This is a genomic window from Halorubrum xinjiangense (genome assembly GCF_900102375.1).
Classification (GTDB): domain Archaea; phylum Halobacteriota; class Halobacteria; order Halobacteriales; family Haloferacaceae; genus Halorubrum; species Halorubrum xinjiangense.
Genome location: NZ_FNBO01000001.1, coordinates 364019 through 389369, shown reverse-complemented (window position 1 = coordinate 389369; position 25351 = coordinate 364019). Strand labels below are relative to the sequence as shown.

Genomic DNA, 25351 nt, shown 5'->3' with positions numbered 1-25351 from the left:
TGCCGCCGCTTTCCCCCGCCCGGCGTACGCTTTTCAGCCTCCCCGTCGAACGCCGAACCATGCGCATCTACGCGGCGTACGACGACGGGCTCCGGATCGTCGACCCCGCGACCGGCGCGGTCGAGACGCGCCTCTCCGGCCAGCGCGTCGAGTGCCTCTCCATCGCGAACCCCGCCCCGGGCGGCGACGAGGGGGCGGACGCCGACGGGGCGGACAGGGTGGACGCTGACGGGGCGGACAGGGTGGACGCCGACGGGGCGGACAGGGCGGACGCGGCCGACGCGACCGACCCGCCGCGCGTTCTCGCGGGGACGTTCGGCGCGGGGCTGTTCCGCTCCGTCGACGGCGGGAACCGGTTCGCGTGCGTGGCGGCCGCGACGCTCGGCCCCGAGGGGGCGGGCCCGGACGCGGTGACCGCGGTCGCGACGAGCCCGCACGACCCCGCGGTCGTCTGGATCGGCACGGAGCCCTCGCGGGCGTACCGCTCCGTCGACGGCGGCGAGACGGCCGAGCGCGTCGGCGGGCTGACCGACCTCTCCTCCGCCGACGAGTGGTCGTTCCCGCCGCGACCCGACACCCACCACGTCCGGTGGATCGAGCCCTGCCCTGCCGACCCGGAGCGGTGGCTCTTCGGTATCGAGGCGGGTGCGCTCGTCGTGACGGCCGACGGCGGCGAGACGTGGACGGACCGCCCGCCGGGGTCGCGCCGCGACACCCATGCGATGGCGACCCACCCGGACGCCCCCGACCGCGTCTACGCCGCCGCCGGCGACGGCTTCGCCGAGAGCGACGACCGGGGCGACTCGTGGCGCGTCCGCGACGCCGGCCTCTATCACGGCTACGTCTGGGGGCTCGCGGTCGACCCCGGCGACCCCGACACCGCCCTGGTCAGCGCGGCCGAGGGCGCGACGGCCGCCCACCGCAGCGGCGAGGCGTACCTGTACCGCTATCGTCGCGGCGAAGGGTTCGAGCGCCTCGACGATCGCGGGTTCCCGACGAGGGAAGGCACCTATCGGGCCGCGTTGGCCGCCGGTCGAGCCGCCGGTGAGATCTGGGCGCTCTCGGACCGCGGGCTCTTCGTCACCCGCGACGCGGGCGACTCCTTCGAGCAGGTCCCGGTCAACCTCCCGGACCGGGCGGCGCGGGCGCTGGCCGTCGCCTGATCCGAGCGGAGGGAAGGAGACGCGGACCGAGCGCGGGCGGTGTCGTCAGTTTCGGACCGCGCCGACGACGAGGTAGACGACCGGCGTGTCGAGGACGGCGATCGCGAGCTTGAGCAGGTACTGGCCGACGCCGAGCGCGAGCAGCGCCGGCGGATCGAAGACGGGACCGACGCCGAGAACGAGCGGCGCGACGTAGAAGGCGACGCCGACGAAGATGAGTGTGTCGAGCGCCTGGCTCGTCGACGTCGACGCGAGGTTGCGGAGCCACAGCATGCGCTTTCCGGTCCGGTCGCGGATCGCGTGGAAGACGAACACGTCCCAGTTCTGGCTGACGACGTACGCCAGCAGGCTTCCGGCGACGATGTTCGCCGCCGGGCCGAGCGCGGTCTGGAAGGCGGCCGACACCTCGGGGTCGACCCCGGGCGCCGCGAGCGTCGACCACACCAGCGCTAACACGAGGAAGTTCGCGAGGAACGCGACGTTGACGACGACCTGCGTCGCCCGCCGGCCGTACAGCTCGGCGTAGCAGTCGGAGGCGAGGAACGTGAGCGCGTACGCCAGCGCGGCGCCGGGCAGCAGTATCTCCGGGCCGACGACCGGCAGCGCGAACGGGAGCGGCAGCGCCAGCACCTTCGCGGCGGTGAGCTGCGAGGTCGCGAGCGCGACCGTGAACAGGGTGATCAGCCCGACCGCCGCGACCGCCGACCGGTCCAGCGGGTCGGTCCGGAAGGGACCGTCCCCGCCGCTCACGGTTCGGCTACTCATCGCTCCCCTCCCCCGACCCGGCCGCGGTCGACGGCGCGTCGCCGTCGAGCCGGTCGTGTCGGGCGTCGATCTCGTCGAGCAGGTCGAGGTTCTTGCGGATCGACGCGCGCACCGCGTCGCTGCGGTTCACGAACTTCCCGTCGTCACCGACGTGCTCGTCGAGGTCGGCCAACAGCTCCGCCGGGATCTCGACGCTTATCTTCGGCATACTCGCGTCGTGGACGCCGGCCGGGCATGAACGTTATTATCTGAAGATTATCGAGAGACTCTCTCAATGCTCGTGACGGCCGCGTGTCACTCCTGTCGCCCCCGCCTCGCCGGCTCCGAACTCGTAAACCGATACGTTGAAGTGGGTTTACGAGTCCGTTGAGCCATGGCAACGAACACGGAGTCCGTCGACCTCGTGGGCGACGAGGCGGCGACGAACCTCGCCCGCGCCGCGCTGTTCGCGGCGCTCGTCGGCGCGTTCGCGTACGTGTCCTTCCCGTTCCCGGTGTCGCCGGCGCCGGTCACGCTTCAGGTGCTCGGCGTGTTCCTCGCCGGGATCTTCCTCGGCCCGGTCTGGGGCGGCGCGGCGCTCGTCCTCTACCTCGTCGCCGGCGCCCTCGGCGCGCCGGTGTTCTCCGGGGGCGAGGCGGGATTCGGAGAGCTGGTCGGCTCGACCGCCGGGTACCTCTGGTCGTACCCGATCGCGGCCGCGCTCGTGGGCGCGCTCGTCCACCGGGGCGCCCGGCTCCGCGACCTCGACGCCGTCTCCGCCCCGGTCCTCGTGGGTGCGATGGCCGCGGGAACGGTCGTCGTCTACGCGATGGGCGTCGTCGGTCTCTACCTGACGCTGGAGCTAACGCTCGTCGAAGCGTTCGTTCAGGGGGCCGTCGTCTTCCTCCCCGCGGAGGGCGCGAAGATGGCAGCGGCGGTCGGCATCGTCCGGTCCGACGCGATCGCGGCCGAGTAAGTGAGCCCGTGATCGAGGTCGACGGCGTCACCTGCCGGTACGGCGGCTCCGGTGACGACGGCGGCGTCACCGCCGTCGACGACGTCTCCCTCTCGATCCCCGACGGCCAGTTCGCGATCGTCGCGGGCGCGAACGGCTCGGGGAAGACGACGCTGGTCCGGACGTTCAACGGTCTCGTCGAGCCGGACGCTGGGACGGTCTCGGTCAACGGGATCCCGGTCGACGAGGACCTCGTCGCGGCCCGGACCGCGGTCGGGATGGTGTTTCAGGACCCGCGCGACCAGTTCGTCGCGGCGACCGTCGGCGCCGACGTCGCGTTCGGCCCGGAGAATCTCGGCCTCGCGCACGCAGAGATCGACCGCCGCGTCGAGACTGCGCTCGACGCCGTCAACATGGTCGGCCGCGAGACCGACCGGATCGCGTCGCTGTCTGGCGGCGAGCGCGAGCGCGTCGCCATCGCCGGCGCGCTGGCGATGAAGCCGGACCACCTCGTCTTAGACGAGCCGTTCACCGGCCTCGACGAGCCCGCGCGGCGCTCGGTCGTCGAGCGGCTCCGCGAACTCCGCCGCGAGGGGACCGGCGTCGTCGTCGTCACGCACGACCTCCGGGACGTGTTCGGGATCGCCGACCGCGTGGTCGGACTGGCGGACGGGCGCGTCGCGGTCGACGCCCCGCCGGCCGAAGCGGTCGCGGCACTACCGGGGCTCGACGTGCGCGTCCCCGACCGCGCCTCCGACAAGCCCCGCCAGAGCGACGGATGACGCTGTCGTACGTCCCCGGCGATTCGGTCGGCCACCGCCTCGACCCGCGCTCGAAGCTGCTCGTGCAAGTCGCCTTCGCGGCGGCGGCGTACGCGTACACCACGCCGCGGGGGCTCGCCATTCTCACTCCCGTCGCCGCCGCCTGTCTCCTCGCGGCCGACGGGGGCGCCCGCGACCTGTGGGCGTATCGGGTCGCGCTCCCCTTCCTCCTCGTCGCGCCAGTCGTGGCCGGCGCGACCCTGGGCGCACCGTGGTTTCGGGTCGAGCGCGCGGCGGCCACGGCGCTCGCGAGCTACCGCATCTTCCTCATCCTGGTCGTCGCGGCCGCGTACGTCCGGTCGACGCCGGTCCGGGAGTCGCGCGCGGCGCTCCAGCGGACGGTCCCGGGCCGACCGGGCGTCTTCCTCGGGGCGGGGGTCGCGCTCGTCTTCCGGTTCCTCCCGCTCCTGCGGCGCGATCTGCTCACGGCGCGCGACGCGATGCGGGCGCGTCTCGGCGACGAGCGCCCCGTCCGCGACCGGATGCGGATCGTCGCCGTCGCGGGGATCGACCGCGCGCTCTCCCGGGCGGACCGGCTCGGGACGGCGCTCGTCGCCCGGTGTTTCGCGTGGAACCCGACGCTCCCGCGGCTGGCGTTCCGCCGCGTCGACGCCCCGGCGCTGGCACTCGCCGCGTCGATGTTCGCGGCCGCGGTCCTGCGGATCGCGTGATACGGCGGGGCGCCGGCGAAGCATCGCCCGAGCCCCGAAACAACGTGAACGACGAGCGACGAACGCCGCGTTGTGGCAAGTTTTAACCCGACCGTATCCGGGTGATCGATCATGATTCCCTTGCAGGCTGCCACCCGAGAGACCTTCTGGACCATCGGTCCGGTGGGCAAGGCGGCGTTCTACTGGCTCGCCGCCGTCGCGGTCCTCGTCTTCCTGTACGGCGTCTACGCGCGGTTCGCCGCGTACGCGCGTGGGAGCGCGGACCCGCGAGACAGGCTGTCGGACCTCCCCGGCCGGGTCGTCGCGGCGACGAAGACCGTCCTCGCGAACGAGAACCAGTTCGACGGAGACCTGTACACCGGCGTGATGCACACGTTCGTGCTGTGGGGGTTCCTCGTCTTACTCGTCGCGACGACGATCCTCGGGATCGACATCGACCTCTACCGCCCGCTCACGGGCGAGTCCTTCTGGGTCGGCGACTTCTATTTGGCCTACCAGTTCGCCGTCGACGCGTTCGGCCTGCTGTTCGTCGTCGGCGTCGGCATGGCCGGCTACCGCCGGTACCGGCGCCGCGAGGGCCGGCTGTGGGGGAAACACACCTCGCTAGAGGACGACGCGTTCGTCTGGACCCTCTTCCTGCTCGGGGTCGGTGGCTTCCTCGTCGAGGGCGTGAGCATGGTCGGGCAACCCCAGCGGGCGACCGAGACGGTGAGCTTCGTCGGCATGGCGCTCGCGATCGGGCTGGAGACGGCCGGACTCACGGCCGCGGGCGCCGAGGCGATATACGGCGCGCTCTGGTGGAGCCACTCGCTTCTAGCGTTCGCGTTCGTGGCGTGGATCCCGTACGCGAAGCCGTTCCACATGATCTCCTCGTTCGCGAACGTCGTGGCCCGCGACGAACGGGCGGGCGCGCGGCTCCCGAACGTCCCGGCGGACCTCGATCACACCAACGCCGAGTCGCTCGAGGACTTCACCTGGAAGGAGCTGCTCGACGGCGACGCCTGTACGAAGTGCGGGCGGTGTACGGACGCCTGTCCCGCCGACACGGTCGGTCGCAACCTCGATCCGCGGAACGTCATCCTCGATTTAAAGGCGTACCGCGAGTCGGTGAGCGACGACCCGGTGGCGGGGTCGGGTGGCGGGAACACGGTCGCCACCGACGGCGGCGTGGCCGGCTCCGCCGCCGTCAACGACGGCGGCACCGTCCCAATCGTCGCCGACGAGGGCGGCGTCATCGACGCCGAGTCGATGGAGTCGTGTATGTCCTGTATGGCGTGTATGGACGCCTGCCCGGTTGACATCGAACACCTCACCTCCTTCACGAAGATGAACCGCCAGCTCGTCGACGAGGGGGCAGTCGACTCGAACCTCCAAGACGTGTTCCAGGACGTGATGCAGAAGGGGAACACCTTCGGCGAGTCGCAGGCGAACCGCGGCGACTGGGCGGACGACCTCGACGGTGTCGAGGTCCCCGACGCCCGCGAGACCGAGGTGGAGTACCTCTGGTACGTTGGCGACTACCCGAGCTTCGACGACCGGAACAAGAAGGTCGCCCGCGCGCTCGCCCGCCTGTTCGACGAGGCCGACGTCTCGTTCGGGGTTCTCTTCGACGACGAGAAGACCGACGGCAACGACATCCGCCGGATCGGCGAGGAGTTCCTCTACCTCGAGCTCGCGGGCCACCACGTGGAGACGTTCGCGGACTGCGAGTTCGAGAACATCGTCTGTACCGACCCGCACTCGTATAACACCATCAAAAACGAGTACCCCGAGGTCGATTTCGCCGAGTTCGCGGACGACCCGATGATGCCGTTCGAGCGCGAGGAGCCGTGGAACTCGGCGGGGGAAGTCGGCGTGTTCCACTGGACGCAGGTGGTCGAGGAGTTGGTCGAGGCGGGGCGGCTCGGCCTCTCGGGCGACGAGTTAGACTACACCGTCACCTACCACGACCCCTGTCACCTCGGCCGGTACAACGACGAGTACGAGGCGCCCCGCGAGCTCATCCGGGCGACCGGCGCCGACCTCCACGAGATGCCCCGGTCGCGGGACGACTCGTTCTGCTGTGGCGGCGGCGGGGGCGGGCTCTGGACCGAACACGACGAGGAAGTCAAGCCGAGCGAGGAACGCCTCCGCGAGGCCGTCGAGGATACCGACGCGGGCGCGGCGGTCGAGAAGTTCGTCGTCGCCTGTCCGATGTGTACGACGATGTTCGAGGACGGCCGGAAGACGGGGGACTTCGAAGAGCAGATCGAGATCGTCGACGTCGCGGAGCTGCTGATCGAGGCGGTGGAGGCGGGCGCGTCGCGGCCGGGAGTCGGCGCGTAGCGGCCGAGAGTCGCTCTTTTCGCCCGCGACCTACGCGCGCCGCGACCGCGCGTCCGTCGCGTCGTCGGTGCGCCGCAACAGCGCGCGGCCGGGGGCGCGGTCGCGGACCGGCGCGTCGCCGAGGTAGTCGACGAGCGCGTCGCGCAGTAGGGCGACGTCCTCGTCGTCGAGCGCCGCGCCGCGCTCTATCGACTCGATCGGACGGTGGTACGCGGGGTCCTCGGCGGTCGCGTTCCGCGCGGCGTCGACCAGCGCGGCGTGGGCCACCCACGCCTCTTCCCGGGAGGTCGTCGGCGCCGGCGGCCCGTCGGTCGTGGGAGGGGTCATTCGTCCGGCTTCTCCCGGTACGGGGACTTAAAACCACGTCTCGGTTCGCGGTCGGGGCGACGCCGCGGTGCCGTCCGGCGTCACCGCCCGTCACTGTCGACCGCGGTTCGATCTGCTATATATCTCTATATATCGTATATACCGGAACGTTGCCGTACCGGGCCGTACGCGTCCCCCAGTACCCCTCATAGCATACTACTTAACCGGAACTCGCCCAATCACAGGTGATGGCTTCAAGCCACGACGCGGACACAGCGGGAATCACGCGGCGGAAATCGCTTGCGGCGCTCGCCGGCGCAGGGGTACTCGGACTCGCAGGGTGTACCGAGACCGAGGGGGGCGACGGCTCCGACGGCTCCGACGGCTCCGACGGTTCCGACGGTTCCGATTCCCTGTCGGGCGCAATTAACATCGCGGGGTCGAGCACGGTGTTCCCCCTGATGAGCGCGGTCATGGAGGACTTCGCCGAGCAGCACCCGCAGGTCGACCCGGACATCAGCTCCACGGGCTCGGGCGGCGGCTTCTCGAACTTCTTCTGTGTCGGTGAGACCGACTTCAACAACGCCAGCCGGCCGATCCAGCCGGAAGAAGAGGAGCTGTGCGCCGAAAACGGCGTCGAGTACGTCGAGCTGATCGCTGCGACGGACGCGCTCACCGTCGTGATCAACAACGACAACGATTTCGCGACGGAGATGACCGTCGACGAGCTCTCGCAGATCTGGCAGTCCGACGCCGCCGAGCTGTGGAGCGACGTGCGCGACGAGTGGCCCGACGAGGAGATCGAGCGGTTCGGCGCCGCCGACACCTCGGGGACGTACGACTACTTCATCGAGAACATCATGGGCGAGGACGGCCACACCGACGACTACCAGGCCACCGAGCAGGACAACACCATCGCTTCGGGGGTCGAGGGCAGCGAGTACGCGATCGGGTACTTCGGGTTCGCGTACTGGTTCCAGAACCAAGACCAGATCACACCGGTCGCCATCGACAACGGTGACGGACCGGTCAAGCCGAGCCTCGAGACCGCGTCCTCCGGCGAGTACGCCCCGCTCTCGCGGCCGCTATTCACGTATCCGTCGATCGAGGCGCTCGGCGAAGAGCACATCGCGGAGTTCGCCCGTTACTTCGTCAGCCAGACCACGAACGAGGACCTCGTGGCCGGCGACGTCGGGTACGTCCCCGCGACCGAGGAGACGCAGGAAGAGCAGATGCAGATCCTCGAAGACGCGATCGAGCAGGCGCAGGGCTGAGACCCGCGTCATGAACCGGTGTATTGATTTACGACAGCGTGCGATACCCGACCGTCCGTGACAGATAGCACCGAGAGTCCGGATCTACAGCGACGGAGCGGGCTCACACGACTGAAGGAGGGAACTTACGGCGGGTTCTTCGCCGCGTGCGCGGTGATCACGCTGCTCACGACGGTCGCAATCATCGCGACCCTGCTGTCGGACGCGGTGATGTTTTTCGCCGAGGTACCGATCCGCGAGTTCCTGACCAGCACCAGTTGGAGCCCGAACCCGCGCGGGGGCGGGCAGACGTTCGGCATCGTCGCGTTAGTGATCGGGACGCTCACCGTAACGATCACGGCCGCGTTCGTCGCGCTGCCGGTCGGAACGCTGACCGCGATATACCTCAGCGAGTACGCGACGTCGAACGCGCGCTCGATACTGAAACCGCTCTTGGAAATCCTCGCCGGCATCCCGACGGTCGTGTACGGGTACTTCGCGCTGGTGTACGTCACCCCGGCACTGAAGGCGACGATGTTCCCGGAGATGAGCACGTTCAACGCCCTGTCGGCGTCGCTGATGGTCGGGATCATGACGATTCCGATGGTGTCGTCGATCTCCGAGGACGCGATGAGCGCCGTGCCGGACGACTTACGGCAGGCCGGCTACGGGCTCGGCGCGACGAAGTTCGAGGTGTCGACCGGTATTGTGGTTCCGGCCTCTATCTCCGGGATCGCCTCATCGTATATCCTCGCCGTCTCGCGCGCAATTGGCGAGACGATGATCGTCGTTGTCGCGATGGGCGCGCAGGCGCAGATGCCCGCGGTCCGGGAGGGGCTCCTCGGGGTCCCGTACATCAACCCCGCCGACACGCTTCTCGACTCCGGAATGACGATCACCGTCGCGATGGTACAGATCGCCGGCGGGGACCTGACTGGCGGGACGATCCCGTACGACGCGATGTTCGCGCTCGGACTCACGCTGTTCGTGGTGACCCTCGTAATGAACGTTCTCAGTGACATTATCGCGGAACGCTACCGGGAGGAGTACTGATGGCGACCGACACCGACGCCAGTCGCGTCGAGGGGTTCGGCGAGGTGAGCCGCGTCCGGGGGATCGCCTTCGAATACCTCTCGCTCGGGGCGAGCGTGCTCGGGATCTTCGCGCTCGCTGTGCTGCTCATCTACGTCACGATCGACGCGTTCGACCTCGCGGGGGCGAACCCGCTATGGCTGTTGACCTACTTCCTCACGCTCGTCGTGCCGTTCCTCGGATTCTGCCTATACAGCGCCCGCGACCCGACGTTGACGCGCCGCGCGGTCGCCGTCGGCGGCGGCGGACTCGTCGCGGTCGCCGCGGTTTTCACCGCGATCGAGACGTTCGTCGGCCAGATTCCGCGGCTCAACTGGCAGCTCACGTACCTCTTCGTCGTCGTCGTCCCGCTCACTGGATACCTCGTCTACATGGGCGCGCGCGGTCGTCCCGGATCGGTCGGGTTCGGGCTCATCGGACGGCTGATCGGTGGAGCCGCTATCGGGATGGCGTTCAGCGTCCTCTTCTTAGTGTTCGACGAGCGGCTGTGGTTCCTCGTGTACACGCTCGGGGTCGTTCCGGCCGCTCTCGTCTACGGATACGGGCACACTCGGGACGTCTCGTCCGCTCTGACGGCCGCGCTTCCGACTGCCATTCTCGGCACGCTGCTCGCGGTGTTCCTACGCCCCATTATCGACACGTATCCGACCACGGTGTTCATCTACCTCTGGACGCTGGCGATCCCGATCGCGGCCGCGGGAGCCCTCGTCGTCGACGCGCGATCGAGTCGGCCCAAAGCGGTCCTCGCGGGCGGCGTTCCGCTCGGACTTGCGGCCGTCGTCGGGCTCTTCGGACGCGCAATCGGACTCGGTGTCGGCGGCCCGAACGCGCTGCTGGTCATCGCCGTTGCGGGCGTCCCGGTCGCCGTGTATCTCGACCGGGTGTTCGACGTCGGCGAGGGCGTCATTGGGCTCACCCTCCCGGTGCTTCTCATCGCCGGCGCGCTTGCCGGCGCCGCCGTCGTCGAAACGTTCGGGATCCCGACGCCGAGCCCGTGGGTCAGCGAGACGTTCCTCACGGAGGCGCCGTCCAGAAACGCCACCGAGGCGGGACTCTATCCGGCGATCGTCGGCTCGGTGATCATCATCGCGATGGTCGCCGTGCTGTCGTTCGTCCTCGGGGTCGCGACGTCGGTGTTCCTCGAGGAGTACACCGCGGACACCGGCATCGTCGGCGCGCTGACGCGGCTGCTTCAGATCAACATCGCGAACCTGGCGGCGGTCCCGTCCGTCGTGTACGGACTGCTCGGACTGGGACTGTTCGCGAACCTCCTCGGGTTCGGGTTCGGGACCGCGGTGACCGTGTCGCTGACGCTGTCGCTGCTCATCCTCCCGATCACGATCATCTCCGCACAGGAGGCGATCCGGTCGGTGCCGGACGACCTGCGCCGAGGGTCGGACGCGATGGGCGCGACCCGCTGGCAGACGACGAAGAACGTCGTCCTCCCGGAGGCGTTCCCCGGAATTCTCACCGGGACGATCCTCGCGCTCGGCCGGGCGATCGGCGAGACCGCGCCGCTCATTATGGTCGGCGCGGCGACGACGGTGTTCAGCCCGCCGAGCAGCCTGTTCAGCAAGTTCAGCGCGATGCCGATGCAGATCTACGCGTGGGCGAACTTCCCGCAGGCGGAGTTCCGCTACGGGGTCGTCGCCGCAGGCGTTATTACGCTGTTGATCATCCTCGTCGGTATGAACGGGACGGCGATACTGCTGCGGAACCGCGCGGAGCGGGGTGACTGATATGAGTAACACCGAAACCAAGACGGAACCGAGCGACTCGCTCATCACGACGGACGTAGAGACCGAATCGAACGACCGGACCGCCCCCTCGCATCGGACCGCGGTCGCCGCGCGCGACCTGAACGTCTACTACGGCGACGAACAGGCGATCGACGACGTGTCGATCGAGATCCCCGAAAAGCGCGTGACCGCGCTCATCGGCCCCTCGGGCTGCGGGAAGTCGACGTTCCTCCGGTGTATCAACCGGATGAACGACATGATCGAGGTGTGCCGCGTCGAGGGCGACGTGGAGTTCGGCGGGAAGAACGTGTACGACGCCGACGTCGACCCCGTCGCCCTCCGCCGGAAGATCGGGATGGTGTTCCAGAAGCCGAACCCGTTCCCGAAGTCGATCCGCGACAACGTCGCGTACGGGCTGAAGATCCAGGGGTTCGACGGCGACGTCGACGCCCGCGTCGAGGAGTCGCTGAAGAGCGCCGCGCTGTGGGACGAGGTGAAAGACCAGCTCGACTCCTCCGGGCTCGACCTCTCCGGCGGCCAGCAACAGCGGCTCTGTATCGCCCGCGCCATCGCGCCCGACCCGGAGGTCATCCTGATGGACGAGCCGACCTCGGCGTTAGACCCCGTGGCGGCCTCGAAGATCGAGGACCTCATCGACGACCTCGCGGAGGAGTACACCGTCATCATCGTCACGCACAACATGCAGCAGGCGGCCCGGATCTCCGACCGGACCGCGGTGTTCCTCACCGGCGGCCGGCTCGTCGAGTACGACGACACCACGAAGATCTTCGAGGATCCGGAAGAACAGCGCGTCGAGGACTACATCACGGGGAAGTTCGGATAATGCCCCGCGAGAACTACCAAGAGCGGCTCGACGAGCTCCGCGAGGACGTGGTCGCGATGGGCGAGACCGTCTGCGACCGGCTCGACGACGCCGTCGAGGCCGCGGTGACCGGCGACGAGGAGCTCGCCCGGTCGGTGATCGAGACCGACCACGAGGTTAACGAGACGTACCTCGCCTTGGAGGACGAGTGTACGGAGCTTTTGGCGCTCCAACAGCCGGTGGCCGGCGACCTGCGGCTCGTCGCCGCCTCCTTCAAGATCATCACCGACCTCGAACGCGTCGCCGACCTCGCGACGAACGTCGCGGCGTACGGGGGCCCCGAGGGCGGCGTCCACGACGCCGTCGACGTGCGCGACCTCGGGGTGGGCGCCCGCGAGATGGTCGCGGACGCGGTCGACGCCTACGCGGCGCGCGACCCGGACGCCTGCCGCGAGATCGCGGCCCGCGACGACGAGTTCGACGAGCGCTGTCGGCGGGCGAGCGAGGCTGTCGTCCGCGAGCTGCTGGAGGCCGACCGCGCCCGCAACGCCGCGCGCGACGGGCCGGCACCGACCGACGGCGAGGCGCTCGAGACCTCGCTCGACGAGGTGTCGCAGGCGCTGCTCGCGGTGCGCGACCTCGAACGGATCGCGGACCACGCGGTCAACGTCGCGGCGCGGACGCTGTACATGATCGAGAACGACGACGAGCTGATCTACTGAGGCGGGCGGTTTGCGGCGGGCGGTCCGCGCCCGCGGCACCGACACACACCGATCCACGATGCCGGCACCCACCGATCCACGATGCCGGCACCCACCGATCCACGATGACGACACCCACCGACACGACCGACGACGAGGCGACCGACGAGACGACTATCCTCACGTTCATGTGCGTCCGCAACGCCGGGCGCAGCCAGATGGCGACGGCGTTCGCGGAGCGCGAGCGCGACCGGCGCGGGCTCGGCGACCGCGTCGAGATCCGGACCGGCGGCACCGCGCCCGCCGACAGCGTTCACGACGTCGTCGTCGAGGCGCTCGCGGAAGTCGACCTCGACGTGAACGGCCGGACGCCGCGAGCGATCGCCGACGAGTCGCTCGCCGAGTCGGACTTCGTCGCGACGATGGGGTGTTCGACGCTCGAACTCGACGAGGTCGACACCGACGACTGGGCCCTCGAAGACCCGGGCGAGCGACCGATCGAGGCGGTCCGCGAGATCCGCGACGAGGTCGAGCGCCGCGTGGTCGCCGTCTTCGACGAGCGGTTCGGCAAGCGCGACGACGAGTAGGACGCTCGCGCCGTCGACAGGTCTCTCTTTTGTGTTCCCTTCCGACCTGCCGGACGCGACCCGATCGGGACTGACCGGCTTTCCCCGCCGTGTCTCCGGAACCCATAATCGACTCCGGGCCGAGTGACCAGACGTGACTGTACTGCAGGAGCTCATCGGAGACCAGTCGCTCGTCGTCTGGATCGTGTTGGGCGCGATCGGGTTCCTGTTGACCTGGAGGGGAGCGAACGTCATCGAGTCGACGACCTCGAAGATCAGCGACCACTTCGGCGTCTCGCAGGCGATCCAGGGGGGGCTCATCGTTGCGGCCGCCACGTCGTTCCCCGAACTCGCGATCATCGTCATCTCGGTGGTCTTCCTCGGCGACTTCGGCGTCGGCGCCGGCGCGCTCATCGGGACGGCGGTGTTCAACATCTTGGTCATCCCGGCCGCCGTCTCCATCACGAGCGGCGACACGACGACGACGCAGGGGATCGTCTACCGCGACGCCATCTTCTACATGGTCGCCGTCCTCGCCCTCTTCGGCGTGATCGCGCTCGGCGTCCTCGGGACCGACGGGCGGGAGCTCGCGCGGATCACCCCCCAGATGGGCGTCGGCCTGCTGGTGTTGTACGGCGTGTACGTCATCCTCCTCGCCGGCGGCAAGAGCGGCGCGTCGGACATGAAGCGGACGGAATCGACGAACGTCCCGAAGCAGGCCGGGCTGTTCGCGGGCGGGCTGGTCGTCGTGCTCGTCGGCGTCGAGTCGATGGTCACCATGACCGTACAGCTCTCCGAGGCGCTCGGCGCGCCGTCGTTCCTCGTCTCCGTGACCGTGCTGTCGGTGCTGAGCTCGTTCCCCGACCTGCTCGTCGGCGTGAAGATGGGCAAGGCCGGCGACAAGCGCGCGGCGGTCGCGAACGTCTTCGGGACGAACACGTTCAACCTCGTCGCGGCGCTGCCGATCGGCGTCATCCTCGCCGGCGGCGTCTCGATCGGCTTCCTCACCTCCGTGCCGCTCCTGTTGTTCCTGTTTTACACCACCCTCGTCGTGGTGGTGATGGCCGCGACGGACTTCGAGATCACCACCGAGGAGGGGTACGTCTTCCTCGCGATGTACGTCGCCTTCCTCGGCTGGATGACGACCGAGGCGCTCGGGATCACCGCGTTCTTGACCGAGTCGACGCTCCGGACGATCGTCGGATGATCGGCCCGTGAGGCGGCCCGGGCCACGATCGCGTCCGGAGTGCTCGGCTACTCCGTCCGAACGCGGACCTCGATCGCGTCGGCGTCGGTGACGGCGATCCCCTCCTCGCGCTCTTCGACCGCGAACTCGGCGTCGTGCCCGGCCGCGACCGCGTCGAGTCGAGCCCGAATCGCGTCCAGCGCGGCCGCGTCGGGCACGACCACCTCGAACCACGCGAGGCCGCGTCTCGCGGCGGGGGTCGTCCGGCCCCGCCACGTGTTCGCGCCGAGGTGGTGGTGGTAGCCGCCGGCGGCGACGAACCGGACGTCCGGCCCTGCCATGCCGACCTCGAAGCCGAGGCCGTCGACGTACACCGCCTCGAACGCCGCCAGCGAGGTGGCTTCGAGGTGCATGTGGCCGACGTCGGTACCGGCGGGAGCGCGGTCGACGAGGGCGGCGGAATCAGCGCCACCCACGGCCGACGCCGCCGCGGCGACGCCCTCGACGTCGAGCGGGTCGGTCGCCATTCGTACGGCTCCGTCGCCGTCGACGGGCCACTCCTCACGGGGGCGGTCGCGGTATATCTCCACGCCGTTCCCCTCGGGGTCGTCGAGGTACAGCGCCTCGCTGACGAGGTGGTCGGAGGCGCCGTCGAGCCGCCACCGCTTCCGCACGCGCGCCAGCGCCTCGCCGAGCGCGGCCCGCGAGGGGACCCGGAACGCGGTGTGGAAGAGGCCGGCGTCGGTCCGGCTCCGGGCGGGGCGGTCGGCGTCGCGCTGTAGGACCAGAAGCGGGGTCGCTCCGGCCCCGAGAACGGCGCGTTCGTTGTCGCGGTCGAGGACGGCGAGGCCGACCACATCCCGGTAGAACGCGGTCGTCTCGTCGAGGTCGGCGACCCGGAGCGCGACGCGGCCGATCCGCGTCTCGGCCGGAAGTCGGTCCGCGCGGGCGTCCGCGGAGTCGCCCGCAGAGCCGACCGCGGAGTCGTCGTCGGTGTCGGTCATTGGCCGGCCTACGGTCGCCCGCGCGTTCAACGCGTCGGTCGCGGCCCCGTCTCGGGCGACGCCGCTTTCACCGAACCTTCCCTATCGTCCGTTAGAATCAAGCGGGCACGCGACCCATCGTGGGGTATGAGCGCCGAACAGCAGGAGCGGGCCGTCCGGTGTCTGGTCGCGAAGGTCGGGCTCGACGGCCACGACCGGGGCGCACACGTGATCGCGCGGGCGTTCCGCGACGCCGGCTTCGAGGTCGTCTACTCCGGGCTCCACCGCGCGCCGGAGGACATCGTCCAGGCGGCGGTGCAAGAGGACGTCGACGTGCTCGGCATCTCGATCCTCTCGGGCGCGCACAACACGCTGATCCCGAAGGTGATCGAGGGGCTGAAAGAGTACGACGCGTTCGACGACACCCTCGTCCTCGTCGGGGGGATCATTCCGGACGAGGACGAGGCCGACCTGAAAGAGCAGGGCGTCGCCGAGGTGTTCGGCCCCGGGACGCCGATGGAGGAGACGATCGAGTTCATCCGGAACAACGTCCCGGAGCGCGCGTAGATGGCCGGGCCGGACGAACCGGCGTTCGCGGACGCGCCGACGCTCTCCGACGACGACGCGGCGCTCGTCGAGGACCTCCTCTCGGGGAGCCACCGCGCGCTCGCCCGCGTCATCACCAAGATCGAGAACCGGACGCCGGGGTACCGCGCGATCGTCTCCGCGCTCCACGAGCACACCGGCGGCGCGGACGTGATCGGGATCACGGGCTCGCCGGGCGCCGGGAAGTCGACGCTCGTCGACAAGCTCGCCGCCGCCTACCGCGACCGCGGCGACACGGTCGGCGTGATCGCGGTTGACCCCTCCTCGCCGTACACCGGCGGCGCCGTCCTCGGCGACCGGATCCGGATGGGGTCGAACGTCGGCGACATGGACGTGTTCTTCCGCTCGATGAGCGCGCGCGGACAGCTCGGGGGCCTCTCGACCGCGACCGCGGACGCCGTGAAGGCGCTCGACGCCTTCGGGAAGGACGTGGTGGTCTTAGAGACGGTCGGCGCCGGGCAGAACGAGGTCGACGTGGTCCGCACCGCCGACACGGTCGCCGTGTTAGTCCAGCCCGGCTCCGGCGACGACGTGCAGACGCTGAAGGCCGGCATCTTGGAGATCGGCGACGTCTTCGTGGTCAACAAGGCCGACATGGACGGCGCACAGCGGACCGTCGCGGAGCTAGAGGAGATGGTCCACCGCCGCGAGGGCGGAACGACCGGCCGCGGCGCCGGCCACCACGGCGCGGCCTCGATGGCCTCGACCGGCCGCGGCGACTCCGCGGCGGGCCACGGCGACGGCCACCACGACGGCGATCACGCGGGCGGTTCCGAGCATGGCGAGTCCGATGCCCACGGCGCGGGTGATTCCGACGCGCACGGCGCAGGCAATTCGGACGAGTCGTGGACGCCGGATGTCTTAGAGACCGTCGCGAACAGCGGCGAGGGCGTCGCGGCCCTGATCGAGGCGTTCGACGCGCACGCGGCGTACCTCCGGGAGTCGGGCGAGATCGAGACGACCCAGCGCCGCCGGTACGCGGCGGAGATCCGGACGCTCGTGCGGGCGGACGTGGGCGCGCTCGCGACCGCCGAGATCGAGCGCCGCGGCGGGATCGAGCGCCTCGCGGAGCGGGTCCGCGACCGCGAGACGGACCCGTACGCGGTCGCGGAGGCGATCGTCGGGCCGATCGCCGACTGCGTCGACGAGGCCGGGGACGGCGACCGCGACGACTGACGGCCGCCCCCACACTCGCCGGATCCGTCGCCGCGTCCCACGGGTATAAGTCGCCAGCGAACCAACAGGTTTCTATGAAGCTCAGGAATCTCCTCGGCGGCGCCGTCCTCGGCGTCGGCGCGCTCGCGGCGCTCAACACCGGTCTCCGGTACGAGGGCGAACTGGAGTCCCCGCTCGACGGCGACGACGGCGTCTTCCGCTGGCGCGGGATGGACGTCGCGTACACCGAGGCGGGCGACCCGGACGACCCGGACCTCCTCTTACTCCACGGGATCAACGCCGCCGGCTCCTCGGGGGAGTGGCGCGCGGTGTTCGACGACTTAGCCGACGAGTACCACGTCGTCGCGCCCGACTTCCCGGGGTACGGCCGCTCCGACCGGCCGCCGCTCCGGTACTCCGCCGCGCTGTACGAGGACTTCGCGCACGACTTCCTCGCCGAGTTCGACGAGCCGGCCGTCGTCGCCTCCTCGCTTTCGGCCGCGTACGCCGCCGCGGCGGTCGACGGCGGCGACGGGGACGACGGCGTCACCCTCAGCGGATTCGTCGCGGTCTGTCCGACGGCGACCGCGGGGCCGAGCCCGGCCAAGGCGTGGCTCCGCGAGCTGCTCCGCGCCCCGCTCGTCGGACGGGCGCTGTTCAACGTCATCACCGCGAAGCCGTCGATCCGCTACTTCAACGCCGACCACGGCTACGACGATCCGGCGAACCCGAGCGCGGAGTGGACCGACTACGAGTGGCGCACCACCCATGTCGAGAACGCGCGGTTCGCGCCCGCGTCGTTCGTCTCGGGAAGCCTGAACAGCGACATCGACCTCGCCGCCGCGCTCGCCGACCTCGACGTGCCCCCGACGATCGTCTGGGGCCGGGAGGCGACCGTGAGCCCGCTCACCGACGGCCGCGAGCTCGCGGACGCCGCCGACGCGCGCCTCGTCGTCTTCGACCGCGCGCGGCTGCTCCCCCACGTCGAACACCCCGAGCGCTTCGTCGAAACGGTCGAGGAGGCGCTCGTCGCGGGCGCGACGGCCTGATTCGGGGCGGGACCGATTCAGGCGTCGCGGCGCACGTACAGCGTCTTCTCGCAGGCCGCGTGGACCTCCCCGGCCTCGTCGACGAGCGAGACGAGGTAGTTGCGGTCGGTCGACTCGCCGGGCTCGAGCGCGTCGCGGATCGCTTCCGTCTCCGCGACCGGCAGGTCGAACTCCGCGTACAGCGCCTCGCGACCGGGCTCGATGAACTCCAGCGCGGCCGACTTGTCCCACACGGTGAAGTCGTCACCGAGGATCCGTCGGAGCATCGTCATGTACACCGGGTCGATCGCGCCGTAGATGCTGCCGCCGAACACCGTTCCAACCGCGTTCCGCGTGCGCCAGTTGAACGGGACGCGGATCCGGATGTAGCGCCAGTCGGCGGCGATGTGGTCGACGCGCGCCCCCGTGCCCCGGTACGCGGGAAGGAGGTTGAACCCGAGCCGCCAGAGCCGGGTCCGGCGGCTCTCGGCCGGCGGGTCCTCGCGCAACGGTCGCGGGTCGGGGTCGCGGTCGACCCCGGTCGGGGAATCGCTCACGGCGATCCGCGGCGGCCCGGCGACAAACCGATGTCGGAACCGGCGACAACCGGCCGGGGGTTGTCGACGTCGGACGCTCGCTCACACGACCCACGGTGGCGCGTGCCGACGAGCGCCCGGAGGGCGCGAGTCGCACGCGCGAGGGACGCGGCGACCGGAGCGAAGCGGAGGGAGCCGCGAGGCTGGGGAGGCGTGAGGCTGCGGTGCGGTCGCCGTGCCGGGCGGGACTCACGGCTGAGGCTTTGGAGGTCGGTGTCACCGATCAGCTGTCGGCTATTTATAAACGAATGGCTGGGGATTTGGCGGTGTTCACCGTCGATGTAGCAGAACACACGTACTGGAGACCTGCTGCTGTGTTCTCGAAAAGCTGTTAGTCCGCGATCGCTTCCGACTCGCCGGTCATCGCCGTCGGGTCCTTCACCCACAGGTCGCCGAACAGGTCGTCCTGCTGGAGCCGGACCGAGCCGCGGTGGGCCATGAAAAGCAGCGCGAGGTACGTTATGAACGGGCGGCCGCCCGCGGTCTCGATCTCCGCGAACAGGACCTCCGTGCGCCCGCGGTCGAAGTGGGTCCTGAGGGCGGTGTCGATCTCCACTATCACCTCCTCGATGTCCTCGTCGTGGGTGCGGTCGGTCGCCTCGCCCGCGGTCGGCTCCCCGTCCTGCCGGAACTCGTCGCCGGCGTGGTAGTCGAGCGTCTGCGTGCCGCGGGCGTGGCCGTGGGGCGACTCGGAGGTGTCGTACTCGCGGGAGTCCTTCCACCACGAGCCGCGCTCGGCCTCGCGCAGCTCGCGGACCAGCTCGTCGAGCGTCTCCGGCGACCCGCGGGTGTTCTTGCGGTCGAGCCGGCGGTCCATCTCGGCCTCCAGCTTGTCGACGGGGTCGAAGTCGCCGTCGGCCGGGTCGGGCGCGCCGCCCTCCATCGCGACCTCCCACGGCTCCGGCTCGGGCTCCGTCTCTTCGTCGTCGTCCGCCAGCATGCCGTCGCTTTTCATCCGGAGCAGGACGCTGGCGTAGAACAGCGCCCGCCCGGTCGTCCGGAGGTCCGTCTCGTCGAGTTTCTCTAAGAACGCGTCCGTCACCTGGACGATGTCGATATCCCACGGCTCGATCTCGCCCTCCTCGGCGAGCTGGACGAGGAGCTCCACGGGCTCGACCTCGTCGTCGTCGGCCTCGCCCGGCGTGGTAACATTGGGCACGTCCGGGTCGGGTTCGTCTGTCGAGTCCGCGTCGGAAGCGTCGGCGACGTCCGCATCGGCTTTGTCGGCGATGTCCGCGTCGGCTTCGTCGGCGCCGGAACCGCCGGCCGAGCCCGCGTCGGCTTCGTCGGCCGAGTCGGGTCCGTCGCCTCCCGGGGCGTCGTCCGCGAAGGGGTCCGCCCCGTCGCGCTCGCTCGTCAGGTCGAGGTCCGGAACGCCGCCGTCGGCGGCGCCGTCGTCCTCGTCAGTCATCCGCGCTCACCCCTTCCTCGTCCGCGTCGTCGCCGAACTGCATCCCGGTCACCGCCGAGAGGTTGTCGCCCTGCATCGTGACGCCGATGGCGCGGTCCGAGCGCTCTAAAAGCGCCGAGCGGTGCCCGACGACGACGAACTGCGCGTCCGCGGCCAGCTCCTCGATCATCTCGCCGACGCGCTCGGCGTTGACCGCGTCGAGGAACGCGTCGATCTCGTCTAAGGCGTAAAACGGGGCGGGGTTGTGCCGCTGGACGGCGAAAATAAAGGAGAGGGCGGTGAGCGACTTCTCCCCGCCGCTCATCGCGTCGAGCCGCTGGACCGGCTTGTCCGCGGGTTGTGCCTTCATCGTCAGCCCCTCCTCGAACGGGTCCTCGGGGTTCTCCAAGACGAGCTCGCCGGTCCCGGCCGAGAGCCGCGCGAAGATGTCCCGGAAGTGGTCGTTGATCGACTCGAACGTCTCCATGAACGTCTCCTTTTTCGCCGCCTCGTACCCCTCGATGCGCTCCTCGATGGCGTCGCGCTCCTCGACGAGGACGTCGCGGCGCTCCTGAAGCTCGTCGAGGGCCGCCTGGACCTCGTCGTACTCGTCGATCGCGAGCATGTTCACGGGTTCGAGCGCCTCCATCTCCGACTCGAGCGCCTCGATCCGCGACTCCACCTCGTCGAGGTCGGGAATTTCGTCGGCGTCGTAGGCGCCCACCTGCGACTCCAGCTCGTCTATCTCCCACTCCAGGCGGTCGCGGCGGTCGGTGAGATCGGAGAGGTCGGACTCGGCCTCCGAGACGAGCGACCGCTGCTCGTCGCGCTTCCGGGTCGCCTCCCGGATCTCCTCGCGGAGCTCCTCGCGCTCCGATTTCAGCTCCGTGAGCTCCTCCTCTAAGTCGGCGATCGCCTCCTGCTTTTCCGCTAACTCCGCCTCCTTCTCCTCGATCGCGGCCTCGTGGTCGGCGATCGCCTCCTCGGCCTCCGCCTTCGCGTTCTGCGCCTCCTCGACGTCGTCGTGGAGGTCGTCGACGGCGTCTTCGGCGTACCCCTTCTCTAACTCCAGCTCGTTTATCCGCCCGTCGAGCGAGTCCATCCGGCCTTCCAACTCGCCGATCTCGGCGCGGATCTCGTCGGCGCGCTCGGAGAGCTCCGGGATCTTCGAGTCGGCGAGCTCGGCCTCGATCTCGTCGATCTCGGCGGCGACCTCGTCGATCTCCGCGTCGGTCTCCGCGAGCTGCTCGTCTAAGGCCGTCATCTCCGCGTCGACCGACTCGCGTTCGGCCTCAAGCTCCTCCAGCTCGGCCTCCAGCTCCTCGATCCGGGCTTCGGCCTCGGCGAGGTCGTCCTCGGCGCGCTCGACGTCCGCCTCCAGCGACCGGACGCGCTCGGCCGCGTCGGCCTTGCGGTCGCGCGCGTCCTCGATGTCGTCGTCGAGCGCGTCGATCTCTGACTGGACCGACTGCCGCTCGTCTTCGAGGTCGGATATCTCGGTCGCGAGCCGTTCGAGCTTCCCGCCGCCGGACTTCGTGAACGAGTAGCGGGAGCCGCCGCCGGAGCCGCCGGTCATCGCGCCGGACTTCTCGACGAGGTCGCCGTCGAGCGTGACCATCCGGTAGTCGCCCATCAGCTCGCGGGCGGTCGCCATGTCCTCGACGACGAGCGTCGAGCCGAGCACGTACGAGAAGATCGACTCGTACTCGGCGTCGTAGTCGACGAGGTTTCGCGCGAAGTCAACGACGCCCGGCAGCGAGGGCTTCCGCGGCAGGCTCCGGTCGTCCATCTTCGTGATGGGGAGGAACGTCGCCCGCCCCGCGTTCCGTTGTTTGAGGTAGTCGATACAGGTCGAGCCGACGCCGTCGTCGTCGACGACGACGTTCGCCAGCCGGCCGCCGGCGGCGGTCTCGCAGGCCTCGGCGTACTCGGCCTCGACCGACCCCAGTTCGCCGACGGCGCCGTGGACGCCGTCGATGCCCCCGTTCTTCACCTCGGTGACAGCCCGGGGCCAGGAGGCGTCGCCGCGCTGGTCGGCGGCCGCCTCCAGCTTGGCGTACTCGTTCTGCTTCTCGCGCAGCGTCCCCTCGATATCCTCTAACCGCTCCTGCTTTTCGGCCTTCTCGGCGAACAGGTCGGCGACCGCGTCCTCGATGGTCGCCTGGTTCTTCTCGGCTTTGTCGAGCTCGCCTTTCAGCTCGGAGATCCGCGCCTTGTGTTCCGGGAGCGACTCGCGGGCCGCCTCTAACTCCTCGCGGGCCTCGCTCACGGCGTTCGAGCGGCGGCGGGCCTCGTCGAGCAGCCGGTCCTTCTCGCGTTGCGTCTCGTTTTTCTCCTCGCGGAGCGTCTCGATCGCCTCCTTCTTCTCCGACAGCTCGGCTTTCAGCTCGTCGAACTCGGTGTCGGCCCCCTCGATCTCGGCCTCGACGTCGGCCAGCTTGGAGCGCTTCGTCGCCAGCTCCGACTTCACCGACGCCTTCTCCACTTTCGTCTCGCGGATCTCCGCGTCGAGTTCCTCGATCTTCTCCTCTTTCCTGTCTATCTGGACGAACGCCTGGCGCCGGTCGTTCTCGGCCGACTCGGCGCGCGACTCGGCCGACTCGATCCTGTCCTCCAGCCGCGAGACCTCGCCTTTGATCTCTTCGATCTCCGAGCGGATCTGGATCTGTTCGTCCTCGCCCTTCGTCTCGATCTCGTGATTGAGGTCCGCTAAGTCTTCCTCCAAGCGAGTGAGCTTCCCCTGTCTGGCGTCGAGCTCCTCGCGGAGTCCTTCGAGGTCGGTCTCGGCCTCGTCGATGTCGCCCTCGACGCCCGCGAGCGCGTCGCGCTTCTCCTCGAGCTCGGAGGCCTTGCGGAACCCGCGGTACTCCTCGAGCTCGTCGCGGAGATCCTGGTACTGGAGGGCGGTCTCGCGCTCGTCGGCGAGCTGGTCGAGCCGGTCCTGCTTCTCGCCGATGCGGAGGTCCGCCTCGCCGATCCGGTCTTCGACCGTGTCGAGCTCCTCGTAGGCCGCCTCCTTCTTCTCGTCGAACTCCGCGACGCCCGCGATCTCGTCGATGATCCCCCGCCGCTGGTAGGGGGTCATGTTAATGATCTCGGTGACGTCGCCCTGCATCACCACGTTGTACCCCTCCGGGGTGACGCCCGCGGCCGCGAGCAGGTCCTGGACGTCAGAGAGGTTCACCGACCGGCCGTTGAGGTAGTAGTACGAGTAGTAGTTGTCCTCGGTCTCCTTCACGCGCCGTTTGATCGTGATCTCGGAGACGTCGCCGACGTTCTCCGTGCCGGCCGCAGAGACCACCTGCGAGCGGTCGAGGGTGCCGTCCTCGTTGGAGAGCACGACCGTGACGGAGGCCTCGCTCGGCCCGTCGGCGGCCTCGCCGTCGTCGTGGCCGGGGTTGTAGATGAGGTCGGTGAGCTTCTGGGCGCGGATCCCGCGGGTGCGGGCGAGCCCGAGCGCGAACAGCACGCCGTCGATGATGTTCGACTTCCCGGAGCCGTTCGGGCCGGTGACGACGGTGAAGTCCTCGTAAAAGGGGATTCTCGTCGTTCGCCCGAAGCTCTTGAACCCGTCCAGAACGACTTCAGTGATGTGCATGTGGTCTGACGACCGCTTACGCGACGATGATGTCGTCGCCCTCGCTCGACTCGCCCTCGTCGTCCTCGGCGGACTCCTCGGCCGCCGCGTCGGCGTCGGGCGTCGTCGCCGACTGCTCGGGGACGATGACGTCGTCTCCCTCGCCCGCGTCGTCCGCCGTCGCCGCCTCCGCTTCGGCGCCGTCGGACGGCTCCTCGACGGACTCGAAGACGTCGACGTGGTCGTCGGAGTGGGTCGTCCGCTCGCCGCCGGCCGCCTCCGCGGCGTCGTCCCCCGAAGGTCGGTCGCTCGCCGCGTCGTCCGCCGTGGCGTCCGCCGTCTCGGAGCCGGCCGTCGCCCCGGCGGCGCCGGCCTCGACCGCGACCGACCGCTCGTCTTCCAGCTGTCGGACGCGCTCTTTCATCTCGACGAGCTCCTCGGTGAGCCCGTTGACCGCCGCCTGTAGCTCCGCGACCTGCCGTTCGAGGTCCTCGACGCGGTTACTCATATACACACGCATGCTCGCGCGACGCGTATAAATCTGCGTCAGACACACGTGTGACCAACCCGCACGATTCTGCCGCCGTCCGCTGAACATCTCGGCGTCGTGAAACGTGTCAGACGACAGGGGAAGATACTTGTACTGACCGGGGATACCCCTTCGGTATGAGCAAGATCACCTTCCGGGCGGACGACGATCTCGTCGACCGGCTGGAAGCGTGTGACGCCTCCAAAAGCGAGGTGATGCGGGAGGCGCTCCGGACGCACCTCGACGGGGAGGGGAGCGCGTCCGACGCGTCCGACGCGGCGGCCGGGAGCGTCGACGACGTCCTCGCCGAACGCGTCGACGAGCTGATCGCGGAGCGGCTCGACGCCGCGTTAGACGAGCGGCTCGGTCCGGCGAGCGGCGCAGCGACGCGGGCGTATACGCCCGGAAACGCCGGCGAAATCAACGTAAACGTCACGCTCGACGCCCCGAGCGCCGACTCCGACGACCGGGACGACGACGTGCGTGTGACGCGTGAGACGGCCGGCGAGGTGGATACGAATACGCGTAAGACAGACGCCAGTCCGGGCGCGCAAACGCGCGAAAACGCTTGCGGCGGATGTGGCGAAATCGTCCCGTCTGACCACGTATACTGCCCGAACTGCGGAGAGAAACAATCCCACAGGGCCTTCTGTGAGTGCGGCGACGAGCTCCGCACCGACTGGGCGTTCTGCCCTAGCTGCGGGCGTCGGACCCCGGCTGCGGACGTCCTGAAAGATCCGTAATCGGCTGTAGGGGCCTGTATACGCGACTACTCGGGCGTTTTCACGCTCTGTCTTACAGCCTCCGATAGTTTTATAATGGTAGCCTCGGTGACTTCAGTTGCGTAAGACGGTCGTCTTACAGCAGGCGTCCGATGCGGGGTGTCGCCCCGCAGTCGGGCGGTTTCGCGCTGTAAGACACACGCGTCGCGTGTTCGCCGTCTTACCGGGGGAATACCAATGGAGCGTGTGACACTACGAATCCCGAAACAGCAGATCGACGAGGTCGAACAGATGGTGGAGACGGGCGAGTTCCCGAACCGGAGCGAGGCGATCCGGTCGGCCGTCCGCGACATGTTGAACGAACAGGACGGCGAGCGCGACGAGCGCGGCCGCAACCGCAACTGGGCGAAGGTGTAAACT

At 69.5% G+C, this 25351-nt stretch carries 25 protein-coding genes; 17 read left to right on the top strand and 8 right to left on the bottom strand.

Going from position 1 to position 25351, the window contains the following annotated elements; genetic code table 11:
- Positions 1 to 59: 59 nt before the first annotated feature.
- Positions 60 to 1163: a beta propeller repeat protein gene (locus F3H13_RS01885; protein ID WP_149797372.1), complete on the top strand. Its 1104-nt coding sequence runs from the start codon at positions 60 to 62 to the stop codon at positions 1161 to 1163.
- A gap of 45 nt (positions 1164 to 1208) precedes the next feature.
- On the opposite strand, the gene F3H13_RS01880 is transcribed toward F3H13_RS01885, so the two are convergent.
- Positions 1209 to 1928, bottom strand: a complete 720-nt coding sequence (locus F3H13_RS01880; RefSeq protein ID WP_149797371.1) for a queuosine precursor transporter — start codon at positions 1926 to 1928, stop codon at positions 1209 to 1211.
- Positions 1921 to 2136: a ribbon-helix-helix domain-containing protein gene (locus F3H13_RS01875; protein WP_149797370.1), complete on the bottom strand. Its 216-nt coding sequence runs from the start codon at positions 2134 to 2136 to the stop codon at positions 1921 to 1923. Before F3H13_RS01875 ends, F3H13_RS01880 begins: the two co-directional genes overlap by 8 nt.
- A gap of 165 nt (positions 2137 to 2301) precedes the next feature.
- Here F3H13_RS01875 and F3H13_RS01870 point away from each other — a divergent pair, with 165 nt between their 5' ends.
- The 4 genes from F3H13_RS01870 (at position 2302) to F3H13_RS01855 (ending at position 6679) form a co-directional block, all read left to right on the top strand.
- Positions 2302 to 2883, top strand: coding sequence for a biotin transporter BioY (locus F3H13_RS01870; protein WP_149797369.1), 582 nt, complete (start codon positions 2302 to 2304; stop codon positions 2881 to 2883).
- Positions 2884 to 2891: 8 nt separating this feature from the next.
- Positions 2892 to 3644, top strand: a complete 753-nt coding sequence (locus F3H13_RS01865) for an energy-coupling factor ABC transporter ATP-binding protein (protein ID WP_149797368.1) — start codon at positions 2892 to 2894, stop codon at positions 3642 to 3644.
- Positions 3641 to 4354 carry an energy-coupling factor transporter transmembrane component T family protein gene (locus tag F3H13_RS01860; protein WP_149797367.1) on the top strand — a complete coding sequence of 238 codons (714 nt, stop codon included), beginning with the start codon at positions 3641 to 3643 and terminating at the stop codon, positions 4352 to 4354. The genes F3H13_RS01865 and F3H13_RS01860 overlap by 4 nt, the downstream gene beginning before the upstream one ends.
- 111 nt (positions 4355 to 4465) lie before the next feature.
- Positions 4466 to 6679, top strand: coding sequence for a (Fe-S)-binding protein (locus F3H13_RS01855; protein WP_149797366.1), 2214 nt, complete (start codon positions 4466 to 4468; stop codon positions 6677 to 6679).
- A gap of 30 nt (positions 6680 to 6709) precedes the next feature.
- Here F3H13_RS01855 and F3H13_RS01850 read toward each other — a convergent pair whose 3' ends face one another.
- Positions 6710 to 7006: a DUF7853 family protein gene (locus F3H13_RS01850; RefSeq protein WP_149797365.1), complete on the bottom strand. Its 297-nt coding sequence runs from the start codon at positions 7004 to 7006 to the stop codon at positions 6710 to 6712.
- 227 nt (positions 7007 to 7233) lie between these two features.
- On the opposite strand from F3H13_RS01850, the gene F3H13_RS01845 reads away from it, so the two are divergent.
- From F3H13_RS01845 to F3H13_RS01815, 7 genes are all read left to right on the top strand, one after another.
- A complete protein-coding gene (locus F3H13_RS01845) occupies positions 7234 to 8259 on the top strand; it encodes a PstS family phosphate ABC transporter substrate-binding protein (RefSeq protein ID WP_149797364.1) in 1026 nt (341 codons plus the stop codon).
- A 57-nt stretch (positions 8260 to 8316) separates the two neighbouring features.
- Complete coding sequence (gene pstC, locus F3H13_RS01840; protein WP_149797363.1) at positions 8317 to 9291, top strand: phosphate ABC transporter permease subunit PstC; 975 nt, start codon at positions 8317 to 8319, stop codon at positions 9289 to 9291.
- A complete protein-coding gene (gene pstA, locus F3H13_RS01835) occupies positions 9291 to 11069 on the top strand; it encodes a phosphate ABC transporter permease PstA (protein ID WP_149797362.1) in 1779 nt (592 codons plus the stop codon). The genes pstC and pstA overlap by 1 nt, the downstream gene beginning before the upstream one ends.
- 1 nt (position 11070) lies before the next feature.
- Positions 11071 to 11913, top strand: a complete 843-nt coding sequence (gene pstB / locus F3H13_RS01830; protein WP_149797361.1) for a phosphate ABC transporter ATP-binding protein PstB — start codon at positions 11071 to 11073, stop codon at positions 11911 to 11913.
- Positions 11913 to 12614 (top strand): phosphate signaling complex protein PhoU, encoded by a 702-nt coding sequence (gene phoU / locus F3H13_RS01825; protein WP_149797360.1) that lies wholly within the window; start codon positions 11913 to 11915, stop codon positions 12612 to 12614. Before pstB ends, phoU begins: the two co-directional genes overlap by 1 nt.
- A gap of 104 nt (positions 12615 to 12718) precedes the next feature.
- Positions 12719 to 13180 (top strand): arsenate-mycothiol transferase ArsC, encoded by a 462-nt coding sequence (locus F3H13_RS01820; RefSeq protein ID WP_149797359.1) that lies wholly within the window; start codon positions 12719 to 12721, stop codon positions 13178 to 13180.
- Between the two features lie 133 nt (positions 13181 to 13313).
- Positions 13314 to 14366, top strand: a complete 1053-nt coding sequence (locus F3H13_RS01815) for a sodium:calcium antiporter (RefSeq protein ID WP_149797358.1) — start codon at positions 13314 to 13316, stop codon at positions 14364 to 14366.
- A 47-nt stretch (positions 14367 to 14413) separates the two neighbouring features.
- Here the strand turns inward: F3H13_RS01815 and F3H13_RS01810 are convergent, their stop codons facing one another.
- Complete coding sequence (locus F3H13_RS01810) at positions 14414 to 15349, bottom strand: VOC family protein (RefSeq protein WP_149797357.1); 936 nt, start codon at positions 15347 to 15349, stop codon at positions 14414 to 14416.
- 126 nt (positions 15350 to 15475) lie between these two features.
- Here F3H13_RS01810 and F3H13_RS01805 point away from each other — a divergent pair, with 126 nt between their 5' ends.
- The 3 genes from F3H13_RS01805 to F3H13_RS01795 all read left to right on the top strand — a co-directional run bounded on the left by F3H13_RS01805 (position 15476) and on the right by F3H13_RS01795 (position 18138).
- A complete protein-coding gene (locus tag F3H13_RS01805; protein ID WP_149797356.1) occupies positions 15476 to 15895 on the top strand; it encodes a cobalamin B12-binding domain-containing protein in 420 nt (139 codons plus the stop codon).
- The gene (meaB, locus tag F3H13_RS01800; protein WP_149797355.1) at positions 15896 to 17110 is read left to right on the top strand and encodes a methylmalonyl Co-A mutase-associated GTPase MeaB; all 1215 of its coding nucleotides are present in this window, start codon (positions 15896 to 15898) and stop codon (positions 17108 to 17110) included. It begins immediately after the preceding gene.
- A gap of 74 nt (positions 17111 to 17184) precedes the next feature.
- Positions 17185 to 18138, top strand: a complete 954-nt coding sequence (locus F3H13_RS01795) for an alpha/beta fold hydrolase (protein WP_149797354.1) — start codon at positions 17185 to 17187, stop codon at positions 18136 to 18138.
- 17 nt (positions 18139 to 18155) lie between these two features.
- On the opposite strand, the gene F3H13_RS01790 is transcribed toward F3H13_RS01795, so the two are convergent.
- From F3H13_RS01790 to F3H13_RS01770, 4 genes are all read right to left on the bottom strand, one after another.
- Positions 18156 to 18674 carry a DUF4442 domain-containing protein gene (locus F3H13_RS01790; RefSeq protein WP_149797353.1) on the bottom strand — a complete coding sequence of 173 codons (519 nt, stop codon included), beginning with the start codon at positions 18672 to 18674 and terminating at the stop codon, positions 18156 to 18158.
- Positions 18675 to 19044: 370 nt separating this feature from the next.
- A complete protein-coding gene (locus F3H13_RS01780) occupies positions 19045 to 20124 on the bottom strand; it encodes a segregation and condensation protein A (protein WP_149797351.1) in 1080 nt (359 codons plus the stop codon).
- Positions 20117 to 23701: a chromosome segregation protein SMC gene (gene smc, locus F3H13_RS01775; protein ID WP_149797350.1), complete on the bottom strand. Its 3585-nt coding sequence runs from the start codon at positions 23699 to 23701 to the stop codon at positions 20117 to 20119. Before smc ends, F3H13_RS01780 begins: the two co-directional genes overlap by 8 nt.
- A gap of 16 nt (positions 23702 to 23717) precedes the next feature.
- Entirely contained in the window at positions 23718 to 24188 is a 471-nt protein-coding gene (locus F3H13_RS01770) for a DUF7518 family protein (protein WP_149797349.1), read from the bottom strand.
- Positions 24189 to 24346: 158 nt separating this feature from the next.
- Between F3H13_RS01770 and F3H13_RS01765 the strand changes: the two genes are divergently transcribed.
- Together F3H13_RS01765 and F3H13_RS01760 are read left to right on the top strand one after the other, a co-directional pair.
- Positions 24347 to 24952 carry a double zinc ribbon domain-containing protein gene (locus F3H13_RS01765; protein ID WP_149797348.1) on the top strand — a complete coding sequence of 202 codons (606 nt, stop codon included), beginning with the start codon at positions 24347 to 24349 and terminating at the stop codon, positions 24950 to 24952.
- A gap of 216 nt (positions 24953 to 25168) precedes the next feature.
- Positions 25169 to 25348, top strand: a complete 180-nt coding sequence (locus F3H13_RS01760) for a ribbon-helix-helix domain-containing protein (RefSeq protein WP_004595187.1) — start codon at positions 25169 to 25171, stop codon at positions 25346 to 25348.
- Positions 25349 to 25351: the final 3 nt, after the last annotated feature.